At 72.2% G+C, this 19,768-nt stretch carries 23 protein-coding genes; 13 read left to right on the forward strand and 10 right to left on the reverse strand.

Translation table 11 applies throughout. The features are described from left to right. Window positions 1-244: 244 nt before the first annotated feature. The 4 genes from Apa02nite_RS43150 to Apa02nite_RS43165 are packed head-to-tail and all read right to left on the reverse strand — an operon-like array spanning window position 245 to window position 2,692. Window positions 245-568, reverse strand: a complete 324-nt coding sequence (locus Apa02nite_RS43150) for a hypothetical protein (protein ID WP_203830274.1) — start codon at window positions 566-568, stop codon at window positions 245-247. Next, window positions 569-1,036 (reverse strand): hypothetical protein, encoded by a 468-nt coding sequence (locus Apa02nite_RS43155; RefSeq protein ID WP_203830275.1) that lies wholly within the window; start codon window positions 1,034-1,036, stop codon window positions 569-571. A 9-nt stretch (window positions 1,037-1,045) separates the two neighbouring features. Further along, entirely contained in the window at window positions 1,046-1,846 is an 801-nt protein-coding gene (locus Apa02nite_RS43160; protein ID WP_203830276.1) for a class I SAM-dependent methyltransferase, read from the reverse strand. A gap of 18 nt (window positions 1,847-1,864) precedes the next feature. Beyond that, window positions 1,865-2,692: a hypothetical protein gene (locus Apa02nite_RS43165; protein ID WP_067701118.1), complete on the reverse strand. Its 828-nt coding sequence runs from the start codon at window positions 2,690-2,692 to the stop codon at window positions 1,865-1,867. Window positions 2,693-2,862: 170 nt separating this feature from the next. Here Apa02nite_RS43165 and Apa02nite_RS43170 point away from each other — a divergent pair, with 170 nt between their 5' ends. Next, on the forward strand, window positions 2,863-3,378 hold the full coding sequence (locus Apa02nite_RS43170) for a DUF8108 domain-containing protein (protein ID WP_203830277.1): 516 nt from the start codon (window positions 2,863-2,865) through the stop codon (window positions 3,376-3,378). Here Apa02nite_RS43170 and Apa02nite_RS43175 read toward each other — a convergent pair. From Apa02nite_RS43175 to Apa02nite_RS43185, 3 genes are read right to left on the reverse strand one after another with little or no spacing between them, the layout of a single operon-like run. Continuing rightward, the gene (locus tag Apa02nite_RS43175) at window positions 3,348-4,622 is read right to left on the reverse strand and encodes an MFS transporter (RefSeq protein ID WP_203830278.1); all 1,275 of its coding nucleotides are present in this window, start codon (window positions 4,620-4,622) and stop codon (window positions 3,348-3,350) included. The genes Apa02nite_RS43170 and Apa02nite_RS43175 overlap by 31 nt on opposite strands. Beyond that, window positions 4,619-5,509, reverse strand: coding sequence for a dihydrodipicolinate synthase family protein (locus tag Apa02nite_RS43180; protein WP_203830279.1), 891 nt, complete (start codon window positions 5,507-5,509; stop codon window positions 4,619-4,621). The genes Apa02nite_RS43175 and Apa02nite_RS43180 overlap by 4 nt, the downstream gene beginning before the upstream one ends. Before the next feature lie 2 nt (window positions 5,510-5,511). Continuing rightward, the gene (locus tag Apa02nite_RS43185) at window positions 5,512-6,819 is read right to left on the reverse strand and encodes an aminotransferase class I/II-fold pyridoxal phosphate-dependent enzyme (protein WP_203830280.1); all 1,308 of its coding nucleotides are present in this window, start codon (window positions 6,817-6,819) and stop codon (window positions 5,512-5,514) included. An 89-nt stretch (window positions 6,820-6,908) separates the two neighbouring features. On the opposite strand from Apa02nite_RS43185, the gene Apa02nite_RS43190 reads away from it, so the two are divergent. From Apa02nite_RS43190 to Apa02nite_RS51600, 3 genes are read left to right on the forward strand one after another with little or no spacing between them, the layout of a single operon-like run. Beyond that, entirely contained in the window at window positions 6,909-7,280 is a 372-nt protein-coding gene (locus Apa02nite_RS43190) for a hypothetical protein (protein ID WP_203830281.1), read from the forward strand. A gap of 43 nt (window positions 7,281-7,323) precedes the next feature. Further along, window positions 7,324-8,754, forward strand: coding sequence for an SMP-30/gluconolactonase/LRE family protein (locus tag Apa02nite_RS43195; protein WP_239164959.1), 1,431 nt, complete (start codon window positions 7,324-7,326; stop codon window positions 8,752-8,754). 25 nt (window positions 8,755-8,779) lie between these two features. Further along, window positions 8,780-8,896, forward strand: a complete 117-nt coding sequence (locus tag Apa02nite_RS51600; RefSeq protein ID WP_239164960.1) for an RICIN domain-containing protein — start codon at window positions 8,780-8,782, stop codon at window positions 8,894-8,896. Window positions 8,897-8,951: 55 nt separating this feature from the next. On the opposite strand, the gene Apa02nite_RS43200 is transcribed toward Apa02nite_RS51600, so the two are convergent. After that, on the reverse strand, window positions 8,952-9,869 hold the full coding sequence (locus tag Apa02nite_RS43200) for a calcium-binding protein (protein ID WP_203830282.1): 918 nt from the start codon (window positions 9,867-9,869) through the stop codon (window positions 8,952-8,954). Between the two features lie 246 nt (window positions 9,870-10,115). Between Apa02nite_RS43200 and Apa02nite_RS43205 the strand changes: the two genes are divergently transcribed. Together Apa02nite_RS43205 and Apa02nite_RS43210 are read left to right on the forward strand one after the other, a co-directional pair. After that, the gene (locus Apa02nite_RS43205) at window positions 10,116-10,946 is read left to right on the forward strand and encodes an oxidoreductase (protein WP_203830283.1); all 831 of its coding nucleotides are present in this window, start codon (window positions 10,116-10,118) and stop codon (window positions 10,944-10,946) included. Between the two features lie 11 nt (window positions 10,947-10,957). Next, window positions 10,958-11,629 carry a TetR/AcrR family transcriptional regulator gene (locus tag Apa02nite_RS43210; protein WP_239164961.1) on the forward strand — a complete coding sequence of 224 codons (672 nt, stop codon included), beginning with the start codon at window positions 10,958-10,960 and terminating at the stop codon, window positions 11,627-11,629. Between the two features lie 21 nt (window positions 11,630-11,650). Here the strand turns inward: Apa02nite_RS43210 and Apa02nite_RS43215 are convergent, their stop codons facing one another. Then, window positions 11,651-12,418, reverse strand: a complete 768-nt coding sequence (locus tag Apa02nite_RS43215; RefSeq protein ID WP_203830284.1) for a cutinase family protein — start codon at window positions 12,416-12,418, stop codon at window positions 11,651-11,653. A gap of 176 nt (window positions 12,419-12,594) precedes the next feature. Between Apa02nite_RS43215 and Apa02nite_RS43220 the strand changes: the two genes are divergently transcribed. The 7 genes from Apa02nite_RS43220 to Apa02nite_RS43250 are packed head-to-tail and all read left to right on the forward strand — an operon-like array spanning window position 12,595 to window position 19,285. After that, the gene (locus Apa02nite_RS43220) at window positions 12,595-14,175 is read left to right on the forward strand and encodes a methyl-accepting chemotaxis protein (protein ID WP_203830285.1); all 1,581 of its coding nucleotides are present in this window, start codon (window positions 12,595-12,597) and stop codon (window positions 14,173-14,175) included. 15 nt (window positions 14,176-14,190) lie between these two features. After that, window positions 14,191-15,114 carry an NAD-dependent epimerase/dehydratase family protein gene (locus Apa02nite_RS43225; RefSeq protein ID WP_203830286.1) on the forward strand — a complete coding sequence of 308 codons (924 nt, stop codon included), beginning with the start codon at window positions 14,191-14,193 and terminating at the stop codon, window positions 15,112-15,114. Then, window positions 15,107-16,258 (forward strand): glycosyltransferase family 4 protein, encoded by a 1,152-nt coding sequence (locus Apa02nite_RS43230; protein WP_203830287.1) that lies wholly within the window; start codon window positions 15,107-15,109, stop codon window positions 16,256-16,258. Before Apa02nite_RS43225 ends, Apa02nite_RS43230 begins: the two co-directional genes overlap by 8 nt. A gap of 12 nt (window positions 16,259-16,270) precedes the next feature. Continuing rightward, the gene (locus Apa02nite_RS43235; protein WP_203830288.1) at window positions 16,271-17,005 is read left to right on the forward strand and encodes a hypothetical protein; all 735 of its coding nucleotides are present in this window, start codon (window positions 16,271-16,273) and stop codon (window positions 17,003-17,005) included. Continuing rightward, window positions 17,002-17,340: a hypothetical protein gene (locus Apa02nite_RS43240; protein WP_067701082.1), complete on the forward strand. Its 339-nt coding sequence runs from the start codon at window positions 17,002-17,004 to the stop codon at window positions 17,338-17,340. Before Apa02nite_RS43235 ends, Apa02nite_RS43240 begins: the two co-directional genes overlap by 4 nt. Then, window positions 17,340-18,437 carry a glycosyltransferase family 4 protein gene (locus tag Apa02nite_RS43245; protein WP_203830289.1) on the forward strand — a complete coding sequence of 366 codons (1,098 nt, stop codon included), beginning with the start codon at window positions 17,340-17,342 and terminating at the stop codon, window positions 18,435-18,437. The genes Apa02nite_RS43240 and Apa02nite_RS43245 overlap by 1 nt, the downstream gene beginning before the upstream one ends. Then, entirely contained in the window at window positions 18,434-19,285 is an 852-nt protein-coding gene (locus tag Apa02nite_RS43250; RefSeq protein WP_203830290.1) for a hypothetical protein, read from the forward strand. The genes Apa02nite_RS43245 and Apa02nite_RS43250 overlap by 4 nt, the downstream gene beginning before the upstream one ends. Here Apa02nite_RS43250 and Apa02nite_RS43255 read toward each other — a convergent pair. Continuing rightward, complete coding sequence (locus Apa02nite_RS43255) at window positions 19,276-19,644, reverse strand: hypothetical protein (RefSeq protein WP_203830291.1); 369 nt, start codon at window positions 19,642-19,644, stop codon at window positions 19,276-19,278. The two genes, Apa02nite_RS43250 and Apa02nite_RS43255, sit on opposite strands and share 10 nt — an antisense overlap. Window positions 19,645-19,768 lie beyond the last annotated feature (124 nt).

The raw sequence follows: 19,768 nt of genomic DNA on the forward strand, positions 1-19,768 counted from the left end.
CCGCCCCTTCAGCGCCGAGCGCGGTCTCCTGCCGCCCCACCGGCGCCGAGCGTGGACTCCTGCCGCCCCGCCAGCGCCGAGCGCGGTCTCCCGCCGCCCCACCAGCGCCGGGCGCGGACCTCCACGGCCCCACCGAGATCAAATAGGCTGGGCGGCATCGCGCCCAGCCCGGCTGGGCCTGACGGCCGTTGCCCGGACGCATGACGGCCCCGGGTAACCGGCACCCCGGCAACCGGCATCCCGGTCAGAGAGGCAGGTCGACCCGGCGGCCGGTGCCCATCTCGGGGGCCTCGGTGTCGGTGACCAGGGCGAACGACCCGGCCGGGACACCCTTGAGCGTCGCCACCCGGGAGCTTGCGGCTAACAACCCGGCCTCGGTCGCCCCGACCAGGAAGAACACGAAGCAGGCGCGGAACTCGGTCCCCTCGTCATATGACTCGGCCGTGCCCTCCTCCTCCAGCTCGATCAGGAAGTCCTCCACCTGTTCGATCCAGGGAAACGGATACTCCCAGGGCTTGAGCCCCGGCGTAGGGGTCAGCGGAACGTGGATCTCCACCAGCAGTGCCATCTACGCCGTCAGCAAGCGTGTGATGCGGGCGTACTCGGCGGCCATCTCCGGGTCGGCGAGGAAGTCGCCGAGGTCGGCCGACACCTGGAAGTCGACCTGTTCGATGGAGCGGATCGCCAGCTCGTAGAGCTCCCCGCGCAAACCGGTCTCCAGGTACGTCGTCCAGTGCTCGAGCGCGGTGATGACGCTCAGGAGTTCCGGGTCCATGTCGCCGTCGGCCAGGATGCCGTCGTCGATGCGGGTCAGCTGCGCGCGCAGCTCGGCCGGGCCGGCGGTCAGCACGTTCGCGCAGGCGGCACCGAGCGCCGCGGCCGCGTCCGGGTCGAGCTGATCCTGGTCGGCGGGGTCGAGTGCCGCTGCGTCGCGCACCAGCCGGACGACGGTCTCGGCGCCGAAGGTCCGGAGGTTGTCCTCGCCGGCGTCCCGGACCAGCCGGACGACTGACGCTTCGAGTTCGTCGTATCGCACCGCCGCATCCTATGGAGCCGCTTTGTGCGCGATGGCGAGCCTGGTCCGGAACTGCTTGGTGATCTCTCCGTGGTAGACGTCGTCGATCAGGTGGGTGAGGCACGCGAACAGGTCGCTGCGGGCCTGGGCTGCCATGGCCCGATGACCGGAATAGGTCATGAGCAGGTTCAGGTACTCGGGGGCCGTGTAGGTCCGCTGCCACTCGTACCGTCGGAACTTGATCGGCCCGAAGCGCGCGGACCGCTCGAATTCCGCGGCCTCTTCCGCGGTCTCGTCATCGGTGGTCAGGCGCATGCCGGGCGGTGTTGCGGGGTCGAAGCGCTCGTAGCATCGTTGCGCGTCGGCGAAGAACGCGTCCGTCCCGCCGGCGATGTGATGGGTCGAGACGATGCCGAGCGCTCCGCCGGGGCGCAGCAGGTCAGCCGCCTTGACCATCCGAACGGCGGGGTCGAGCCAGTGGAACGCTGTCGCGGAGAGCACCGCGTCGAACGGTCCGTCGGCGGGCTGCCAGTCCTCGAACGCGGACGCGACGACCGTGACGTCCGGGAACGGTGCGAGGTTGCGCCGGGCGACGGCGGCCATCTCGGGGCTGAGGTCCATCGCGACGACGCTGCATCCGAGTTGTGCCAGGGGCAGGGTCGCCTGCCCGGTGCCGCACCCGATCTCCAGCACCTGAGTGTCCGGGCCGAGGCCGGCGAGCGTGGCGAGGTCGGCGAACAGCTGGGGCGGATAGCCGGGACGGCAGCGATCGTAGAGTTCGGCGTCCTGGCCGAACGTGGTGCGCAGCATCTCTCGGCCGGCGTCGGTCACGGTGGCTGTTTATACCGTTCAGCGGTAGTAGTCGTCGAGGGTTTCAGGCTTTTGCGTGCCGGTGGGCGGCGCGTCCGGGGGATACGGCAGGCCCAGCTCGCGGAAGTAGACAGCGGCCAGCAGCTCGGTGTGGTGGTGGAAGATGACCGCCGAGCGGGCCGACGCGGCGGCCTCCGGGTCGGTGAGGTTCTCGACCGCCCGGGTCAGGTAGCCGCGCAGCCGGGTGTGCTGACCGGGGTACAGCTCGCGGGAGCGGGCCCGGTCGACGCCGGTGGAGGTGAACGCGTCGGTCACCCGCTGCCGGACCTCCTGCACGTAGGTGGCGACCTCGTCCGGCGGCAGGTCGGGAGCCGGGGGTGACGGCACGGCCGGGTTCTCCGGCAGCCGCATGATCTGCCCGCCCGCGCCGCCGGCCAGCACCTCGACCTCGGGCGCGTCCAGGCTGTCCAGGAAGACCTTGAAATAGAAGTGGCGGCCGTCGACCGCATAGTGCGCGTTCGTCCAGCCGGTCACCTCCCAGGGCGCGTCCGCGCCACTGGTGTAACCCAGCGAGGTGGGCGCTCCGGGCAGGACCGCGATGCCGCCGGTGTTGCGGTCGACCAAAAACCAAGCCCTCAGCGTACGAACGGCCAGGTCCAACGGCCGGTCACGGCGGGACACCCCGGTCAGCGGCTCGAGGGTGCGCTGCGAGACCGTGTCCGCGATCAGCTCCACGTGGTCGCCCGGGAGCAGCTGCGCCAGGATGCCCGCGCCCACGGCCGGGTGGATCGGGCCCGGCTCGCGGCCGGCCAGGTACCGGCGGTACGCCCAGGCCGACCGAGCGTCGTCGTGAAGTGGGTTGATCACGGTTCCCGTCCCCCGGTGGAAATATCCTGAATACACCACTGACGCAGCGACAGTGGACGGAGGTCCCCGGCTGTTCGACCGGGCGAATCAACCGTCCGGGGGACCATGGGCAATCCTGACGATCAATTAGTCTGCTTCTTCACCCGAAAAGATCCGTCTGGAGTGCCACCGTGTCACACCCTGCCGACCAGCCGTCCTTCGGTGGCTACTCGCCGCACAACGAATACCCGCCGGCCTATCAGCAGGCCCCCGGCTACCCGGCCGCCTACCCGCCGGCGCAGCCCGGCCAGCCCGGGTATCCGCCGGTAGCCGGCCAGCCCGGTTACCCGCCGGCCTATCCGGCCGCGCCCGGCTACCAGACGGAGCAGTACCCGCCCCAGTACAGCGCCCCGCCGGCGCCTGCCTACCCGCCGGGCCAGCCGTACCCGCAGAACCAGGCGTATCCGCCGGGCCAGCACTACCCCCAGGGCCAGTCCTACCCGCAGGGCCCGGGATACCCGCCGGCCTACCCGCCGCAGATCGTGATCCAGAACAACGTGCACGCGGCGGCCTTCGCCGGCGGCTACAGCCTGCGCAAACACAACTCGGTCGGCCTGCACATCCTGCTGTTCGTGCTCACCTACGGCATCGGCAACCTGATCTACGCCTGGTACGTCTACGACTGGAACCAGAAGCGCGGCCTCTGAGCGCTGCGGTCGGCCAGGGAGACCGCGGCCGCGATCGTGGTGCAGGTGACCGCGAGGAGCAGGGGCAGGTGGGCGCCGGCGCCGATCAGCGTGCCGGCCAGGGCGGTGCCTGCCGAGCCCGCCGAGATCTTCAGCGCGCCGATCCAGACGAACACCTGACCGCGGGCGGTGGCGGGGGCGTATTCGCTGCGGGCCGCGAGGGTCGCCGCAAAGAAATAGCTGTTGAGTACGCCGGTGACGGCATAAGCGGCCACCGCCGCGCCGAACGTGGTGGTGACCGCGACCAGGGTGAGGGCCGCTGCCACGGTGACCGCGAGGATCGTCATGGCCCGGTCCGCGTCGCCGGGCAGCGGACGGAGCATGATCAGCATGGAGGCGGCGAGACCGCCCACGCCGTACGCCGCAGTCAGAACGCCGGCGGCAGCGGCACCCACGCCGAGCGTGCCGGTGGAGGCGACCGCGACCACCGGCAGCACCTGGACCGACAGCGCGACGCTCATCGTGAGATACAGGGTGCGGCGCAGCGGTCCGGTGGACAGCATCAGCCCGAGCGTGCGAGCCGGGTGCGGCGCCTGCGCCCGGGTCGCGGCCGGCGGCGCGTAGGGCAGCAGGCGGATCAGGCCCGCGGCGGCGATCACCGCGACGGCCAGGACCAGCGCCGCGACGGTGGGGGAGGCCCACGCCGCGACGGCGGCGACCGCGGACGGCCCGACCGTGCCGGCGATGCCGTAGGTGGCGACGTCCCAGCCCTGCGCGCGGCGCTGACTGCGCCGGTCCGGTCCGGCGATGGCCGGCAGCCGGCTGCTGATCCCGCCGGTCAGCAGCGGCCCGACCAGCCCGGACGCGGCCAGCAGGACCGCGGTGACCAGCGGCCACGCGTACGGGTAGAGCAGCACCGCCGCGGCCAGGGTCACGCCGTGCACCAGGCAGGCGACCGCGATCACGGTGCGCCCGTCGCGGGCGGTGTCGAGGGGCCGGGCGATGAACGGGCCGGCCAGGTGCGGCGCCGTGATCGCGGCGCCGAGCAGCCCGGCCAGCCAGCCGGGCCCGCCGCTGGTGGTCACCAGCAGCACGATCGCCACCACCGCACCACCGTCAGCGGCGCGGGCGAGTGTGGCCGCGGCCAGGTAGCGGGCGAGCCCGCCCGCACCCGCACCGCCCGGACGAGCCGTGCCGCCGGAGGAAGCGACGCCTGGGGAAGCGGCTGGGCCCGCGACGCCCGCTCCACGCCGGACTGAACTCATTCGGTCAAGCCCAGCCGCGTGACGACCGCGATCACCTCGGCCCGGTCCGCGCCGGACAGGCCGCGGATCGGCCGCGGCAGCGACGGCGCGCTCACCAGCCCCAGATGCTCCGCGATCGTCCCGATCACCCGCAGGGCACCGCGGTGCTTGCCGAACAGGTCCCACAACGGCTGCAACCGCGCCGACTCGGCCGCCGCACCGGCGAGGTCACCCGACTGCACCGCCCGGGTGATCGCCACCACCGGTCCCGGCAGCGTGCCGCCGATCGAGCTGTACCAGGCGTCGCACCCGGCGCTCAGCCCGGCAGCACCGAATCCGTCCCCGGACACCCCGAGCGAGAGGTGCCCCGGCAGCATCGTGCGCAGCTCCTCGACACGCGCCGACGTGAGACCCGACGCCCCAGGGATCTTGATCGAAGCGACCTGCGGCAGCCCCGCGACGGCCTGGTAGAGCTCGTCGGTGAACGTGAACCGCGTTGTGCCCGGGTTGTCATAAACGGCCAGCGGCACCGACAGCTCCCGGGTGACGTCCTCGTAGAGCCCGAACACGTCGTCCTCGGTCAGCGGCTGATAGGACACCGGGGCGAGCAGGACCGCTGACACGCCCGCGGCCTGCGCGTCCTCGGCGACGGCGAGGACCTCCCGGGTACGGGTGGCGCCGATGCCCACCATGACCGGGACGCCGGCGGCGTGCTCGACGGCCAGCCGGGCCACCCGGGCGCGCTCGTCCCGGCTCAGGTAGGCGTAGGACCCGGTGGAGCCGAGCGGTGAGATCGAGTCGACGCCCGCTGCCACCAGGCGCTGGACCAGTGTGATGAACGCTTTCTCATCGACGGAGCCGTCCGCGGTGAGCGGGGTGAGCGGGAAGGCGCTGAGACCGGTGAACATGATCAGTTCCCTTTCAGGAGGGGGTGGAGGGCGGCGGCCAGCCCGGCGGCCTGGTCGGCGGTGAGCGTCGCGGTGGTGACCCGGATCGCCGGGGAACGGGACGGTGAGCCGCCGTATGCGGAGCCGGCCCGGACCGCCCAGCCCGCCTGGGCCAGACCGGTCACGACCCGGTGTTCGTCGTGGGGGAGCGGGATCCAGACGTTGAAACCGTCGGCAGCCGGGAACACCGCGATGCCCTGCGCGGCGAGCGCGTCGACGAGCAGCGCCCGCCGGCTCGGGTAGGCGGCCGCCGCCTCGGCCAGCCGCTCCTGGGCCGCCGGGGACGTGAGAAGTTCCGCGCCGATGTGCTGCAGCAGGTGGCTGACCCACGACGGCCGGCCGAGCCGGGTCGCCAGGCGGGCGGTGGTGCCGGCGTCCGCGCGAAGCACCGCGAGGCGCAGGTCAGGACCGAGAAACTTCGACATCGATCGTACGATCGCCCAGCGTGCCGTGCCCGCCGGAATGACCGTGCGGTACGGGGTCACGGCGATCGCGGAGAAGTGGTCGTCCTCGACGACGAGCACGTCCGGGTGCTCGGCGAGCAGGGCGCGCAGGTGCTCGGCGCGCTCGGCGCTCAGGCTCGCGCCGGTCGGGTTCTGCGCGCGCATCGTGCAGACCACCGCGCGGACCCCGGCGGCGAGCGCGTCCCGCAGCGACGCGACGGTGACACCCTGCGGGTCGACCTCCAGGCTCACCGCGCGGTAGCCGCCGACGCGCAGCGTACCGACCGAGAGGAAGAACCCGGGATCCTCCAGGGCGACCGCGTCACCGCGCATCAGGTGGGCCGCGAGGAGCCGTTCGAGCGCGTCCACCGCCCCGCTGGTCACGGTCACCTGTCCCGGGGTCGGCCCGGGCGGGAGGGTGCGCTCCGCCCAGTCGTGCAGGCGCGGGTGGATGGGCTGCTCACCGTACAAAATCGGGGTGTATCCGGCGAACGACCTGGACCAATCCGGCAACAGTGCGGGGTCGGGGTTGCCGGAGGCCAGATTCACCGTGCGCGGCGCGGCCGTGCCCTCGCCCGGCGCTCCCTCGCCCTCGCCGCCGACCTTGGGGAGGCCGAGGACGGTGGTGCCGGCGCGGCCGTGGGCGTCGACGATGCCGGCGGCGGCGAGAAGCGCGTATGCGGAAGCGACGGTGTTGCGGTTGACGCCGAGCTGCGCGGCGAGCACCCGCATCGGTGGCAGCGACGCGCCGGCGGCCAGCTCACCGCGCTGCACGAGGACCCGCACGGAGTCGGCGATGTCGGCGGCGGTCTCCCCCTGGATGAGCACCGGCCCACCCTACAGTTATGTCCTAGGACAAAGCGATCCGGTTTGCCGGAGATCACTACGGTGCCGCCGGGCGTTACCGTGATCCGATCATGGGCCTGACCATCCACATCATCAGAGATCTGCCGGACGGCCGTTTTGTGATGGAGGAGCCGCCGTACGGCATCTACGACGGCGTCAGCTCGGTGCGATTGTGGACGTCGCCGGTGGTGGCGGAGCTGGGCGCCACCTACCTGCCACAGCTGGGCGATGGCTACCTTCGCATCCGTCCGGAGGAGACCGGCGCGTTCCTGCGGGAGTGCGCCACCCTGCTGATCCACGCCGCCGAGATCGCCGCCGCGAATCTGGGGGGCACGACGCAGGAGACCCGGCAGCACTACGTCGAGGGTGACCTCAGCACCATGATCTTCATGACCCACTGCGCCGGGAACCACCACGACGGCGGCATCCTCATCTGGGGATAGGGCTTGTTTCATCCGGCCGGCTCCATCCCCCGCAAGGAGCTCCATGACCACGCATCCCCTCCATCGGCGACGGTTCCTCGGCCTCGCCACCCTGGTCGTCACGGCTGCCGGACTCGGCATTGCCGGGATCAGCACCGCCGCTGTGGCCGCCGCCGACGGGCCGGTCACCGGGATCGGTGGCAAGTGTCTCGACGTGACCGACGGCAGGAGCGCCAACGGCGTCCGGATCCAGCTCTGGGCCTGCAACAGCGGCGCGGCGCAACGCTGGACCGTCGGCGACGACGGCACGGTCGCCGCGCTGGGCCGGTGTCTCGACGTGGCCGCCGGGGCCACCACCGACGGCGCGGCCGTGCAGCTCTACGACTGCAACGGCTCCGGGGCGCAACGCTGGACCGCCTCGGCCGGGCACCTGGTCAACGCCGGTTCCGGCAAGTGCCTGGACGCGGCCGGGCGCAGCAGCGCGAACGGCACGGTAGTGCAGATCTGGACCTGCGGCACCGGCACGAACCAGCAGTGGACCCTGCCGGCCGCGCCCAGCACCCCGCCGACCAGCGGGCCGTGCCCGTCGAGCGTTCCCACCGGCAACCCGCTGCCGGCCACCACCGTGGCCGCTACGAAGATCAGGGACGGGTTCAACTTCCTGGAAGGGCCGGCCTGGGACGCCGCGACGCAGACGCTCAAGCTGACCAACATGCACGACGGCAGCGGCCCGGAGAACGTGCAGTCCTCGGACATCCTGACCTACACCCCGGCGACCGGCGTGTTCGGCACGTTCCTGGCCGGTGCGGGCAGCAACGGCCTGGCGATCAGCCGCGACGGCACCCAGCTGGTCGCGGCCACCCACGATCAGCGCAGCGTGTCCACGTTCGATCTGCGCACCGGCGCGCGCGGGGTGCTCGCGGCGAACTACCAGGGCCGGCGCTTCAATTCGCCGAACGACCTCACGATCGGGCCGGACAACACCGTCTACTTCACCGACCCGGACTTCCAGCGAGCGAACCGGGCCGACGAGATGGCCGGGAAGACCAGCGTCTTCCGGGTGAAGAACGGTGTGGTCACCCTGATCGACGACACGATCCTGGAACCCAACGGCATCGAGCTGTCGCCGGACGGCACGTGGCTCTACGTCGGTGGCAACGCCACCGGCAAGGTCTACCGCTACCCGGTCGCGGCCGACGGCAGCACCGGCGCGCGCTCCGACTTCGTCGCGCTGGCCGGCACCGACGGCGGCGCGATCGACTGCGCGGGCAACGTGTATCAGGCGACTTTCGGCGACGGCAAGATCCATGTGTACGCACCGAGCGGGCAGTCGCTGGGCACCATCACGGCCGGGCGCAACGCCACGAACGCGGCCTTCGGCGGGTCGGACGGCCGGACGCTGTTCATCACGTCCGGTTCCCCGTCGTCGGGTGGCGACACCGGCAACTTCGGGCTCTACAGCGTGCGGCTGAACATCCCCGGATCGCCGTACTGAAAATTCTCGCCCTCCGAGGAGAGCCATGAGACACCGGGAGTCATGGACCGCCGCCGGCCTCGGCGGGCGCACGGCCGACGGCGCCGGCCTGCAGACCTGGGCCTGCGCCGGCGCCGCCAACCAGAAGTGGACCCGCTCCTAGGCACCGCGGACGCGTGGCGCGGCCGGTCCCGGGCCGCGCCACGCGCACGTGGCGCTCACTGCCAGATGCGGTTGATGCCGGAGCCGCCGTCGATGACGTCCTTGCCGGGGCCGCCGGAGATCTGGTCGTTGCCCGGGCCGCCGTAGATGCGGTCGTTGCCCTGCTGGCCGATCAGCTGGTCGTCGCCGGCGTTGCCGTAGATGATGTCGGCGCTGTCCGGGACGTCGCCGTCGATCTCGCCGCCCACGACGGTGTCGTCACCGGCCCCGCCGTGCAGGTTGTCGCGGCCCGAGCCACCGGCGACGTGGTCGTAGCCCGCGCCGCCGTAGATCGTGTCGTTGCCCCCGTCGCCGTGCAGGTCGTCGTTGCCGTCGTCGCCGTAGATCCGGTCGTTGCCGGTGCCACCGAGGATGAGGTCGTTGCCGTCCTGGCCGTTCAGCCAGTCGTTGCCGCTGCCGCCGGAGAGGTGGTCGTTGCCGTCCTCGCCGTCGAGCGAGTCCTTGCCGGCGCCGCCGTACAGCTTGTCGTTGCCGCCGCCGCCGATCAACTGGTCGTTGCCGGAGCCGCCGCGCAGCACGTCGTTGCCGGCTGCGCCGAAGGCGTACATGTGCACCGCGGTCTTGTTGGACACCGCGTCGTTCTTGTCGCCGAGCGCGATGCTGAGCTCGGTCGGCTTGGCCGAGGTGGTGCACTTGACCTTGGTCTTGTCGCCCTTGACCGCCTTGCAGCCCTTGCCGGCCTTGATCGCGACCTGGTCGTCGAGGGTGAACGTCCGGCCGGAGACCGTGATCACCAGCGAGTTCGCCCGGCCCGCCGCGGCGGTGAACCGGACGATGCTGCCCTTGGTGCCGACCACCTGGGCGGTGCCGGTGGTGGCGGCCTGCGCCGGCGAGCTGAACAGGGCGGTGGTGACGGCGGTGGCCATCGCCGCGGCGCCGATGGTGGCCAGCATCTTGCGGTTGAACTGGAACATGGTGTTTCCCCCGTGATCAGTTTCTATCGAGCGGCCTCGTTCGCCCTCGTGCCGAAATCCTATGAGGACACCCCCATCAAGATCTCTCCTGGATTCGTGCCACCTGCCGGTGGGCGTTTCCGACCGGCTCTCCGGGCGCCGGCGGCATCCCTGAGATCCGCATCGCATCGGTTGCTAACGGGCCAGTGGCCTCTTATTGTCGAAGCGTAAGAGGCCACTGGCCCTTTAAAGAACGAGGGAGACGTCATGCAGCAGGTTTGGCTGATCACCGGCAGTTCGCGCGGTCTCGGGCGGCAGCTCGCCGAGTCGGTGCTGGCCGCCGGTCACCGGCTCGTCGCCACCGCCCGCAAGCCCGAGCAGCTCGACGACCTGGTCGAGAAGTACCGCGACCAGGTGCGGGCGGTCGCGCTCGACGTGACCGACCCGGCCGCCGGGCGGGCCGCGGTGGCCGTCGCGCTGGAGGCCTTCGGGCGCCTCGACGTGCTGGTCAACAACGCCGGGTATGCCGACGTCGCGTCGATCGAGGACGTGCCCGAGGACGAGTTCCGCGCGCAGATCGACGCGAACTTCTTCGGCGTCGTGCACGTGACCCGGGCCGCGCTGCCGGTGATGCGCGCACAGGGCGCCGGGCGGATCATCCAGATCTCCTCGGTCGGCGGCCGGGTAGGCATGCCGGGGCTCGGGGCGTACCAGTCGGCGAAGTGGGCGGTCGGCGGGTTCTCCGAGGTGCTGGCGAAGGAGGTCGCGCCGTTCGGGATCCGGGTGACCGTCGCCGAGCCCGGCGGGATGCGCACCGACTGGGCCGGCGCGTCGATGGCCACCCACCCGGTCAGCGACGCCTACCGGCCGGTGATCGAGCCGGTGGTGGCCCGGATGGCCGCGGCCGACGGCACGCAGTCCGGTGACCCGGCCCGGGTGGCCCGGGTGCTGATCGACCTGGCCGCCGATCCCGAGCCGCCGGTGCACCTGCTGCTCGGCACCGACGCGGTCGCGGTCGCCGCTGCCCAAGCTGCCGGTCTCGCGGCGTCCGACGAGCGGTGGCGCGCGGTGAGCGAATCCATTTCGTACGCGGGGTAGCCTGACGCTCGATGAGCTCTGACCTGGACTTCCAGCGTGCCCGCAGTCCCGAGCAGCGGGAAGCCCGCCGGCGCGCGATCCTGGCCGTGGCGGCCGAGCTGCTCGCCGAGATGCCGCTCAGCGAGATCAGCCTGCGGGAGCTGGCCCGCCGGGTCGGGCTGTCGAAGACCAACGTGGTGCGGTACTACGAGACCCGGGAAGCGGTCTTCTTCGCGCTGCTCAACCAGGCGATCGACGACTGGCTGGGCGAGCTGCCAGGGGAGTTGCCGCAGGCGGAGCCGTCGGTGGTGGTGGACGCGCTGGCGGTGTCGCTCGGGCGGCGGCCGCTGGTGTGTGAACTGTGGAGCTCGCTCGGCAGTGAACTCGAGCGCAACATCTCCGCGGCGGCCGTGCTGGAGTTCAAGCTGACGCACGGTGCGTTGCAGGGCCGGCTGGCCGGGGTGCTGGCCGAGCGGATCCCGGGCCTCGGCGAGGCCGACGCACGGGAGTTCGTGGCGATGACGATCCTGCTCACGGCGGGGCTCTGGCCGTACGCCAATCCCTCGCCCTCGGTCGTCGAGGCGCTCCGCGACCCTCGCCTGCAGCGGTCCCGCGTGGATTTCCCGGCCCGGCTCGGCCGGGCGTTACGGATCACCCTGACCGGGCTGCTGGCCGGAGCGAACGGTGCGACGCCGGAGACGTGACCTCCGGCGCCGCACCTGCTGTCAGCCGCCGATCTGGGAGAGGACGAACTTCGACGCGACGGCGTTGTACTTGCGGGTGTAACTGAGGTGCACCGCGATGCTCGCCCCGCTGGCGCAGAACGTGTCACCGGTGTCGCAGAACGATCGGGTCCTGGCCGCGAACGCGTCCAGCGAGTTGGCCGCGCCCCGGGCGAACAGGCCCTTGGTCCGCGACGTGCCGGCGTTGAACGACTTGCCCGGCACGAAGCGCGGGTCGCCCATCAGGACGACCGCCGCCACGTGATCGGTGATCGCCGTCGACACCGCGGCGAACCGGGTGAACCCGGCCGCACGCCCGGTGCCGGCCAGCACGTCGCCGATCACGTGCGCGCCCTGCGAGTAGCCCATCATCACGATCTTCGTGCCCGGACAGGCCGCGACCTCGCCGGTCAGCTGCTCGGTGAGCGCCCGGGTGCCGGCCGCCACCGACGGCTGGTACGGGTTGAGCAGCGCCGGGTAGTCGGTCGCCTCGACCGCGATCTTCTGGGTGCTGCCCCTGGTGACCGCCGTCGCGAGCGAGCCGATGATGCCGGTGCCGGGCGCCTCGGTGGACGCGCGGGTGACGAAGATCTGCACGGCCGGGCAGCCGGCGGCCGTGGCTTTGGCCCGGGACGGGATGGTGGCCGCGAAGCTGTTCTGCACGACGAGCAGCGCGCCGACCGTCACGGCGGCGACCGCTCCGCCCAGCGCGAGCCGCTTGCGCACCGACGTCCGGCCGGCACGACGTGTGATGTACCCCCTCGGAGACATAGACACCCCTCTCCATCTATTCGCACTCAATGTGCAAATACGTTGCCCTGAGTTACGCGACCGGGGCCGGAAGGGTTGAATCCCGAACGGGTTTTCTTTTCCGCCGGGATCTTTGCAGTGGCTCACACAATCCGTGATCGCGCCGATCTGGGGAGTGAGGGGGCGTCATGCATCGGATGACCATTCGTACGAAGCTCGTGCTCAGCGTCGCCACGCTCCTTGTCATCTCGGTGGCGGTGCTGGTCAGCGTGCTGGTCGTCGGCGCGTCCAGCCGGCTCAAGGAGGCGGCCTTCTCGGACGCCGGCCACGAGGCGGAGTCGAACGCGGCACAGGTCGCGCGGCGGTTCGACACCGCGTTCACCAGCACCCGCGACCTCGCCACCACCCTGGCGGCGATCGCGCAGCGTGACCCGTCGCGCCCGCTGGCGAACCAGGTGCTGAGCGACGTGCTGACCGCGCACCCCGAGTACATGGCCGCCTGGGCGGTCTGGGAGCCGAACCTCTTCGACAGGCGGGACGCGCGCACCCGGGCGACGACCACCTCCGACAAGACCGGGCGGTACATCCCCTACTGGCACCGGACCGCGGCGGGCGGCGTCGCGGTGGAACCGATCGTCGGCCTCGACGACGTGGCGAACAACGCCTGGTACGAGGACCCGAAGAAGACCGGCCAGGAGAAGGTTCTCGAACCCTATTCGTACGAGGTCGACGGCAAGCAGACGCTGATGACCTCGGCGGAGACCCCGATCGTGCGCGACGGCGGGTTCGCCGGACTGGCCGGGGTCGACGTCACGCTCGACTCGCTGAGCACCCTGGTCAGCGCGATGAAGCCGTTCGGCACCGGCTCGGCGATCCTGGTCAGCGCGGCCGGGAACGTGGTCGCCGGCGGACCGGCCGACAAGCTCACCAAACCCCTCGGCGGCGCGCTCGGCGCCCTCGCCCAGCAGGCGGTCAAGGGCGGCACGACCACCCGTGCGGTCGGCTCGTCCCAGCTGCGGCTGGCCACGCCGGTGGCGATCGGCGCGAAGACCACCTGGGCGCTGGTCGTGACGATCCCGGAGAGCACCGTGCTCGCCCCGGCGCACCGGCTGCGCAACCTGGCCCTGGTGCTGGCCCTGATCGCCCTCGCCGTCAGCATGCTGGCCGCGCTGCTGCTGGCCCGGGCGATCGTCGCGCCGATCAACGGGCTGCGCGACCGGATGGCCGGCATCGCCGACGGCGACGGCGACCTGACCCAGCGGGTCGACGAGTCGCCGTACCACGAGATCGGGCAGCTCGGCATGGCGTTCAACCGGTTCGTGCTCAAGGTGGCCGGCACCGTCCGGGGCATCGCCGGCGCGGCCGACGACCTCAGTGTGGTCAGCCGCGGCATCACCGACGTGTCCGGCCGCCTGGCCGGCAGCGCCCGCAGCTCGGCCGAGCAGGCCTCGCTGGTCACCGACTCGGCCGGCCGGGTGACCACCAACGTCGAAGCGGTCGCCGCGATCACCGCGATCACCGGCGTGATCAGCCAGATCAGCGGCTACTCGACCACGATCGCCAGCGCGGTCGAGGAGCAGACCGCGACCACGAACGAGATGAGCCGCTCGGTCGGCGACGTGGCACAGGGCTCCCGCGAGATCGCCGACGTGATCGCCGGGGTCGCCGACGCCGCCACCCACACCACGAGCAGCGCCGCCGAGACCCAGCAGGCCGCCGCCCAGCTGGCCGACCTCTCCGACCGGCTGCGCACCCTGGTGGGGTCCTTCCGGTACTGACGTAGAGTGCCGGTGGTGCGGGCAGTGGTCACCGGGGCGGCGGGGTTCATCGGCAGCCATCTCGTGCAGGCGCTCGTCGCCGGCGGGCACGATGTGCTGGCCGTGGACGCGGTGGAGCGGGCCGGGTCCCGCGAGGCGGCGCTGGCCAACCGCGCCGAGCTCGCCCAGGCCGGTATCGCGGTGACCGAGATCGACCTCGCCACCGACGATCTTTCCCGGCTGGCCGGCGCGGACGTGGTGCTGCACCTGGCCGGGCGGCCCGGGGTGCGCAGCTCGTTCGGCCCCGGTGCGGCCGACGCCCACCGGGACAACGTGATCGCGACGGAACGGCTGCTCGCCGCGTGCCGCGGGGCGCGGTTCGTGCTGGCGTCCAGCTCGTCGGTCTACGGCAGTGCCGAGCGTCCGTGCGCCGAGGGGGACCGGATCGATCCGCTCAGTCCGTACGCTGCATCAAAAGCCCTGGCGGAACAGCTCGCGCAAGCAAACGGCGCTGCGGTGATCCTGCGGTATTTCTCGGTCTACGGTCCGCGGCAGCGGCCGGACATGGCGTTCCACCGGTTCATCGAGGCGGCCCTGGACGGCTCGCCCGCACCGCTCTACGGCGACGGCCGGCAGAGCCGATCGTTCACCTACGTCGGCGACGTGGTGGCCGCGACCATCCGCGCGGCACAGGTCCCGCTGCCGGCCGGGACCGTCCTCAACATCGGGAATCCGCACACCGTCGGCGTCCGCGACGCCCTGGACCGGATCGGCACGCTGCTCGGCACGAGGCCGCCGACCGTCGCCAAGGACGCCGCGCCCGGCGACGTGACCCGCACCTGGGCCGGCACCGACCGCGCCGCCGCGCTGCTCGGCTGGACCGCCCGGACGAGCCTCGACGAGGGCCTGGCCCACCAGATCAGCTGGCACCGGGCACGACGGAAGGTCGCACATGGCTGACGGACACCGCGCCGCCTACGTCGCGTTCGACAGGTTCCCCTCCACCAAGGGCTCCGCGGTGCACATCCGGCACATGGCCGCCGAGCTGTTCGACCGGTACGGCGGCGGCCTGCTCTGCGTGCTCGGCGGCGGTGGCCTGCCCAGCTACCAGCGCGAGGGCGACGTCGAGATCGTCCGGTTCGACGCCGTCGTGCCGAACTGGCTGGACCGGGCCGAGGCGTTCTCCGCCTGGGTCGCCGACCGGCTCGCCGCGCACCGCGACACCCTCGAGGTGTGCCACGTGCGGGACCCGTGGGGCGCGCTGCCGGCCCTGTCGCTCGGCCGCCGGCTGGTCTACGAGGCGAACGGCCTGCCGTCGATCGAGCTGCCGTACACCTGGCCCCTGGCCGCACCCAGCACCCTCGCCAAGATCGCCGACCTGGAGCGCGAGTGCCTGCTCAAGGCGGACGCGGTCGTGGTCCCGTCGCAGGTCATCGCGCGGACCGTCACCGCGCGCGGCGTCGCGGCCGAGCGCGTACACCTGGTCCCGAACGGCGCGGACCCGGTGCCGGCCGACGTGCCGCGCCCGCCGGACGCTCCGGGCCGGTACCTGATCTACGTCGGCGCCCTGCAACCGTGGCAGGGCATCGACGTGCTGCTGCGCGCGTTCGCCCGGCTCGCCGACCTGTCCGACCTGTCGCTGGTGATCTGCTCGTCGGTGGCGCCGTCCCGGTCCCGGGCGCTGCGCCGGCTCGCCGAGCGGCTCGGGCTCACCGGCCGGGTGCACTGGCAGCACACCCTGCCGCACGCCGAGGTGGCCGCGTGGCTCGCGCACGCCGAGCTGTCGGTCGCGCCGCTGACCGCGTCACCGCGCAACCTGGACCAGGGCTGCAGCCCGATCAAGGTGTGGGAGTCGATGGCGGCCGGCACCGCGGTGGTCGCCTCCGACCTGCCGGTGATCCGCGAGGTGCTCGGCGAGCACGGCCGGCTCGTCCCGCCGGACCGCCCGGCCGAGCTGGCCCGCGCCGTCCGGGTGCTGCTGGAATACCCGGATCTCTGCGCCGATCTGGGGAGGCAAGCCCGCGAACACGTCGAGAACGGGTACACCTGGACGCACGCCCGAACCCGCTTGGCGGCCGTCTATCACGGCCTCGACCTCCGCTGATACGGTCCGATCATGTTCTGGCGCCGGCAGAAGGCCGCAATCGCGGGGTTCCACCCGTCACACCAGGCGCTCATCCACGAGCGCGTCTTCACGGCGACCCTGCCGGCGGCCGGCTGGACCGCGCTGACCAGCAGTTTGTTCCGCCACGCCGAACTGGTCCAGCGGTCCAAGTGGGCGCTGCCACCGCGCACCCTCGACGTGCTCGTGCCGCTGATCGTCGAGGTCGGCGCGGACCTCGACCCGAAGGGCACGCTCACGATCACCGCGGACCTGCGCGGCCGCGACGCCCCCGGCAAGACCGGCAAGCCCCGCGACCTGCCGGTGCGCAAACCGATCCGGTCGGCCACCGAGACCTGGTCGATCGACCCGTGGTTGCGGCTGCGCGCCGAACTGCGCGACGGCAGCATCCTGGAACTGCTCGTCGTCGACCGCGAGCGCACCCGCCGGATCTCCAAGCGCAACCCGCGCGGCAAGATCAAGACCAAGCGGAAGAGCAAGGTCGTCCAGATCATCAAGGTCCGCCGGCGGCTGCCGAAAGAGGAGGCCGGTTCGGTTCCGGTCTCCCGGCCTCCGGGTTGGATCGGCACTTTCGTACGGGAGGGGGAGCGCCGCAGCGTGCTCGCCGCGGCCAAGCTCACCCGGATGCCGCAGTCGGGGCAGGAACAGCTCGACCGGATCCTGAGCGTGGCCACCGAACCGTTCCGCTGGACGCCGCGGACCAGCACCGGACAACGAGGAAACGCATGACGCCCTGTGCGGTGACCACCGGCTTCTTCACGCTCGGCAAGTGCGGCCAGATGGCGATCGCCGGCTGCCCGTCGTGCGGCCGGGCGCTCTGCGCCGACCACGTGACCGAGGGCGGGCTGTGCCCGGAGTGCGCGGCCGCCCGCAACCAGGTGGGGCACCCGGCCGCGGCGGCCGCACACCGGCGCCGGGCCTACCGGCACCGCAGCGCCACCGAGTACAGCGACTACGGCTGGTACACCAGCTTCGACGCGTACGACCGGGCCGCGTTCGACCCGGACGCCGCCGGGAACCAGGACTTCCGGGACGACGGTGACGACGCGCTGGTGGACAGCTGATGCGTCTGCTCTGGGTGACCGAGAACTACCCACCCAGCCCGGGCGGCATGGCGAACTCCTGCGACCGGATCGTGCACGGCTTGCAGCAGGCCGGTGTCGCGGTGGACGTGGTGCACCTGACCCGCCGGGACCTCGCGCCGCGCGGCGCCGGGGTGCGCACCGTGCCGCTGGGCGACGACCCCGAGCACGCGCTGCGGCAGTTCTGGACCACCCTGGCGCCGGGCGCCGACCGGTACACCCACGTGGTCGCGTTCGGCGGGACGTACCCGCTGCTGTCCGCGCCGGTCTACGCCGCGTGGGCCGGGCTGCCGCTGATCACCCTGCTGCGCGGCAACGACTTCGACACCGGGATGTTCTCGCTGCGCCGCCAGCCGGTGGTGCTCGAGGCGCTGCGGGCGTCCGCCGCCGTCTGCGTGGTCGCCGCCTCGACGGCGCCGCTGGTCGCCGCGCTCGCCCCGTCCACCCCGGTCACCTGGGTGGCGAACGGCATCGACACGACCGAGTGGCAGGTGCTGCCGTCCGAGCGGCAGAAGGCGGCGGCGTGGCGCGCTGAACACGTCGCGCCGGGCCGCCGCACGCTCGGCATGATCGGTCAGCTCAAGAACAAGAAGGGCGTCCGGCTGCTCCTCGAGGCGGTGGTCGCCGGTGGGCACGCTTCGCGGTTCCACATCGTGCTGGCCGGGGAACTCGAACCCGGGCTGGACGAGTGGCTTGCCGGGCACCCGTCGCTCGCGTACACGGCGTTGCCGTTCCAGGACCGTTATCAGCTGCTCGGCGTCTATGCGGCATGTGACCTGGTGGCGCTGCCGTCGTTCTACGACGGGCTGCCCAACGTCGCGCTGGAGGCGGCCGCGCTCGGCATCCCGATCCTCGCCTCGGACGCCGGTGGGCTCGCCGACCTGGTCGACGACACGATCGGTTTCCGGTTCCCGGCCGGTGACCCGCACGCCTGCCGGGCGGCCGTGCACCGGGCCGCGCTGGCCGACGACGATCAGCTTGCGGCGCTCGGTGCGGCAGGTGCCGCCCGGGTCCGGGAACGCTTCGGCGTGGCGTCCGAGACCGACGGATATCTGACGGTGCTGGCCGCCACCCGGTGATCGTCTGCTACGCGCAGGGCGGCGGGCTAGGGCACCTGACCAGGCTCCGGGCGTACCTGCACACCGTGCACGCCGACGAGCCGGCGACGGTGCTGAGCGGGTCGCCGTTCACCGCGGACCCGCGGGTACTGGGCCCGCACCGGCTGCTGCACCTGACCGGTTCGCCGGCCGCGGTGCTGGCCGAGCTGCGGCCGGAGGTGCTGGTGGTGGACGCGTTCCCGGCGGGGATCACCGGGGAGCTGGACGCGGGGTGCGTGCCGCCCGGGACCCGGACCGTGCACCTGGCGCGGCTGCTGCGCTGGGACGCGTACCGGGAGGTGCTCCCGGCCTCGCCGATCCGCTTCGACCGGACGTGGACGGTGGAGGAGCCGACCGCCGCGCACGGCGCACACCTGTCGCGGGTCTCGGCCGCGGTGCAGCCCTTGGAGCTGGTCGATCCGCCAGCTCCCGCCAGCGACAGTTCGGCGGCCTCGGTCTGCTCGGCTGGTTCGGTGGCCTCGGATGTCGATGGGGCGTGGCTGATTCTGCACGCCGGTCCGGCGGCGGAGGTCCACGAGCTGGTGGCGTATGCCGCAGAGTGCGCCGCCGCGGAAGGTCGCCGTCCGCGGCTGGTCCTCGCTGCCCCGCACCGTCCGGCCGGGCTGCCGGACGGTGTCGCGCACATCGATCCGTTCCCGGCGTGGCCGCTGTTCGAGCAGGCCGAGCGGGTGATCACGGCGGCCGGGTTCAACGCGGTACGCCAGATGCGGCCGTGGCGCGCCAAGCACCGGATGCTGCCGTTCCCGCGCCGCTGGGACGACCAGTTCACCCGCGCCGCCCGCGCCCGCGCCGGGTCACCTCAGCCGTAGCGGTTCTGCAGATACACGAACCCGCCGAAAACCGTGATCAGGGTCGCCGCGACCACCGCTCCGGCCACCGCGGCGAGGGTCCCGGCCAGGAACCCCGACGAGATCCGGCGCGACAGCGGCCACGCCATCAGCAGCGTGAGCAGCGCAGATCCGCCCAGGAACACGCCGACCAGGATGAGCAGGAGCTGGGCGCCGTCCCGCGCGGTGAAACAAAAACTCGTTGCGTCCGCGCACGACGTGTCCTCGAGCGGCCGCCACGTGTTGATCAAAAACGGCGCCACCACCGCCCCGTGCCACCCGAGCCCGACCAGCACCACCCGCCGATAACGCCCGTCCCCCGAAGCATCCACAAAGATCATTTCTAACAACCCCCTTTTCAGTACGCCGCGGAGCACCGCGGCTGGCGCTGGCGGTTGTCTCGAGAGCCCGGAGGCAGCCCCCAGCACCAGCCCACTCAGCTCGGCTGGTCGTCAGGGGTGTCTC

The sequence above is a fragment of the Actinoplanes palleronii genome (assembly GCF_016862315.1).
Taxonomy (GTDB): Bacteria; Actinomycetota; Actinomycetes; order Mycobacteriales; family Micromonosporaceae; genus Actinoplanes; species Actinoplanes palleronii.

Excerpts from the sequence above, each read along its gene's own strand:
- Apa02nite_RS43150 (WP_203830274.1), bottom strand. The coding sequence starts at position 568 with ATGGCACTGCTGGTGGAGATCCACGTTCCGCTGACCCCTACGCCGGGG.
- Apa02nite_RS43175 (WP_203830278.1), bottom strand. The coding sequence starts at position 4,622 with ATGAGTTCAGTCCGGCGTGGAGCGGGCGTCGCGGGCCCAGCCGCTTCC.
- Apa02nite_RS43180 (WP_203830279.1), bottom strand. The coding sequence starts at position 5,509 with ATGTTCACCGGTCTCAGCGCCTTCCCGCTCACCCCGCTCACCGCGGAC.
- Apa02nite_RS43190 (WP_203830281.1), top strand. The coding sequence starts at position 6,909 with ATGGGCCTGACCATCCACATCATCAGAGATCTGCCGGACGGCCGTTTT.
- Apa02nite_RS43195 (WP_239164959.1), top strand. The coding sequence starts at position 7,324 with ATGACCACGCATCCCCTCCATCGGCGACGGTTCCTCGGCCTCGCCACC.
- Apa02nite_RS51600 (WP_239164960.1), top strand. The coding sequence starts at position 8,780 with ATGAGACACCGGGAGTCATGGACCGCCGCCGGCCTCGGCGGGCGCACG.
- Apa02nite_RS43200 (WP_203830282.1), bottom strand. The coding sequence starts at position 9,869 with ATGTTCCAGTTCAACCGCAAGATGCTGGCCACCATCGGCGCCGCGGCG.
- Apa02nite_RS43205 (WP_203830283.1), top strand. The coding sequence starts at position 10,116 with ATGCAGCAGGTTTGGCTGATCACCGGCAGTTCGCGCGGTCTCGGGCGG.
- Apa02nite_RS43210 (WP_239164961.1), top strand. The coding sequence starts at position 10,958 with ATGAGCTCTGACCTGGACTTCCAGCGTGCCCGCAGTCCCGAGCAGCGG.
- Apa02nite_RS43215 (WP_203830284.1), bottom strand. The coding sequence starts at position 12,418 with ATGTCTCCGAGGGGGTACATCACACGTCGTGCCGGCCGGACGTCGGTG.
- Apa02nite_RS43220 (WP_203830285.1), top strand. The coding sequence starts at position 12,595 with ATGACCATTCGTACGAAGCTCGTGCTCAGCGTCGCCACGCTCCTTGTC.
- Apa02nite_RS43230 (WP_203830287.1), top strand. The coding sequence starts at position 15,107 with ATGGCTGACGGACACCGCGCCGCCTACGTCGCGTTCGACAGGTTCCCC.
- Apa02nite_RS43235 (WP_203830288.1), top strand. The coding sequence starts at position 16,271 with ATGTTCTGGCGCCGGCAGAAGGCCGCAATCGCGGGGTTCCACCCGTCA.
- Apa02nite_RS43240 (WP_067701082.1), top strand. The coding sequence starts at position 17,002 with ATGACGCCCTGTGCGGTGACCACCGGCTTCTTCACGCTCGGCAAGTGC.
- Apa02nite_RS43245 (WP_203830289.1), top strand. The coding sequence starts at position 17,340 with ATGCGTCTGCTCTGGGTGACCGAGAACTACCCACCCAGCCCGGGCGGC.
- Apa02nite_RS43255 (WP_203830291.1), bottom strand. The coding sequence starts at position 19,644 with ATGATCTTTGTGGATGCTTCGGGGGACGGGCGTTATCGGCGGGTGGTG.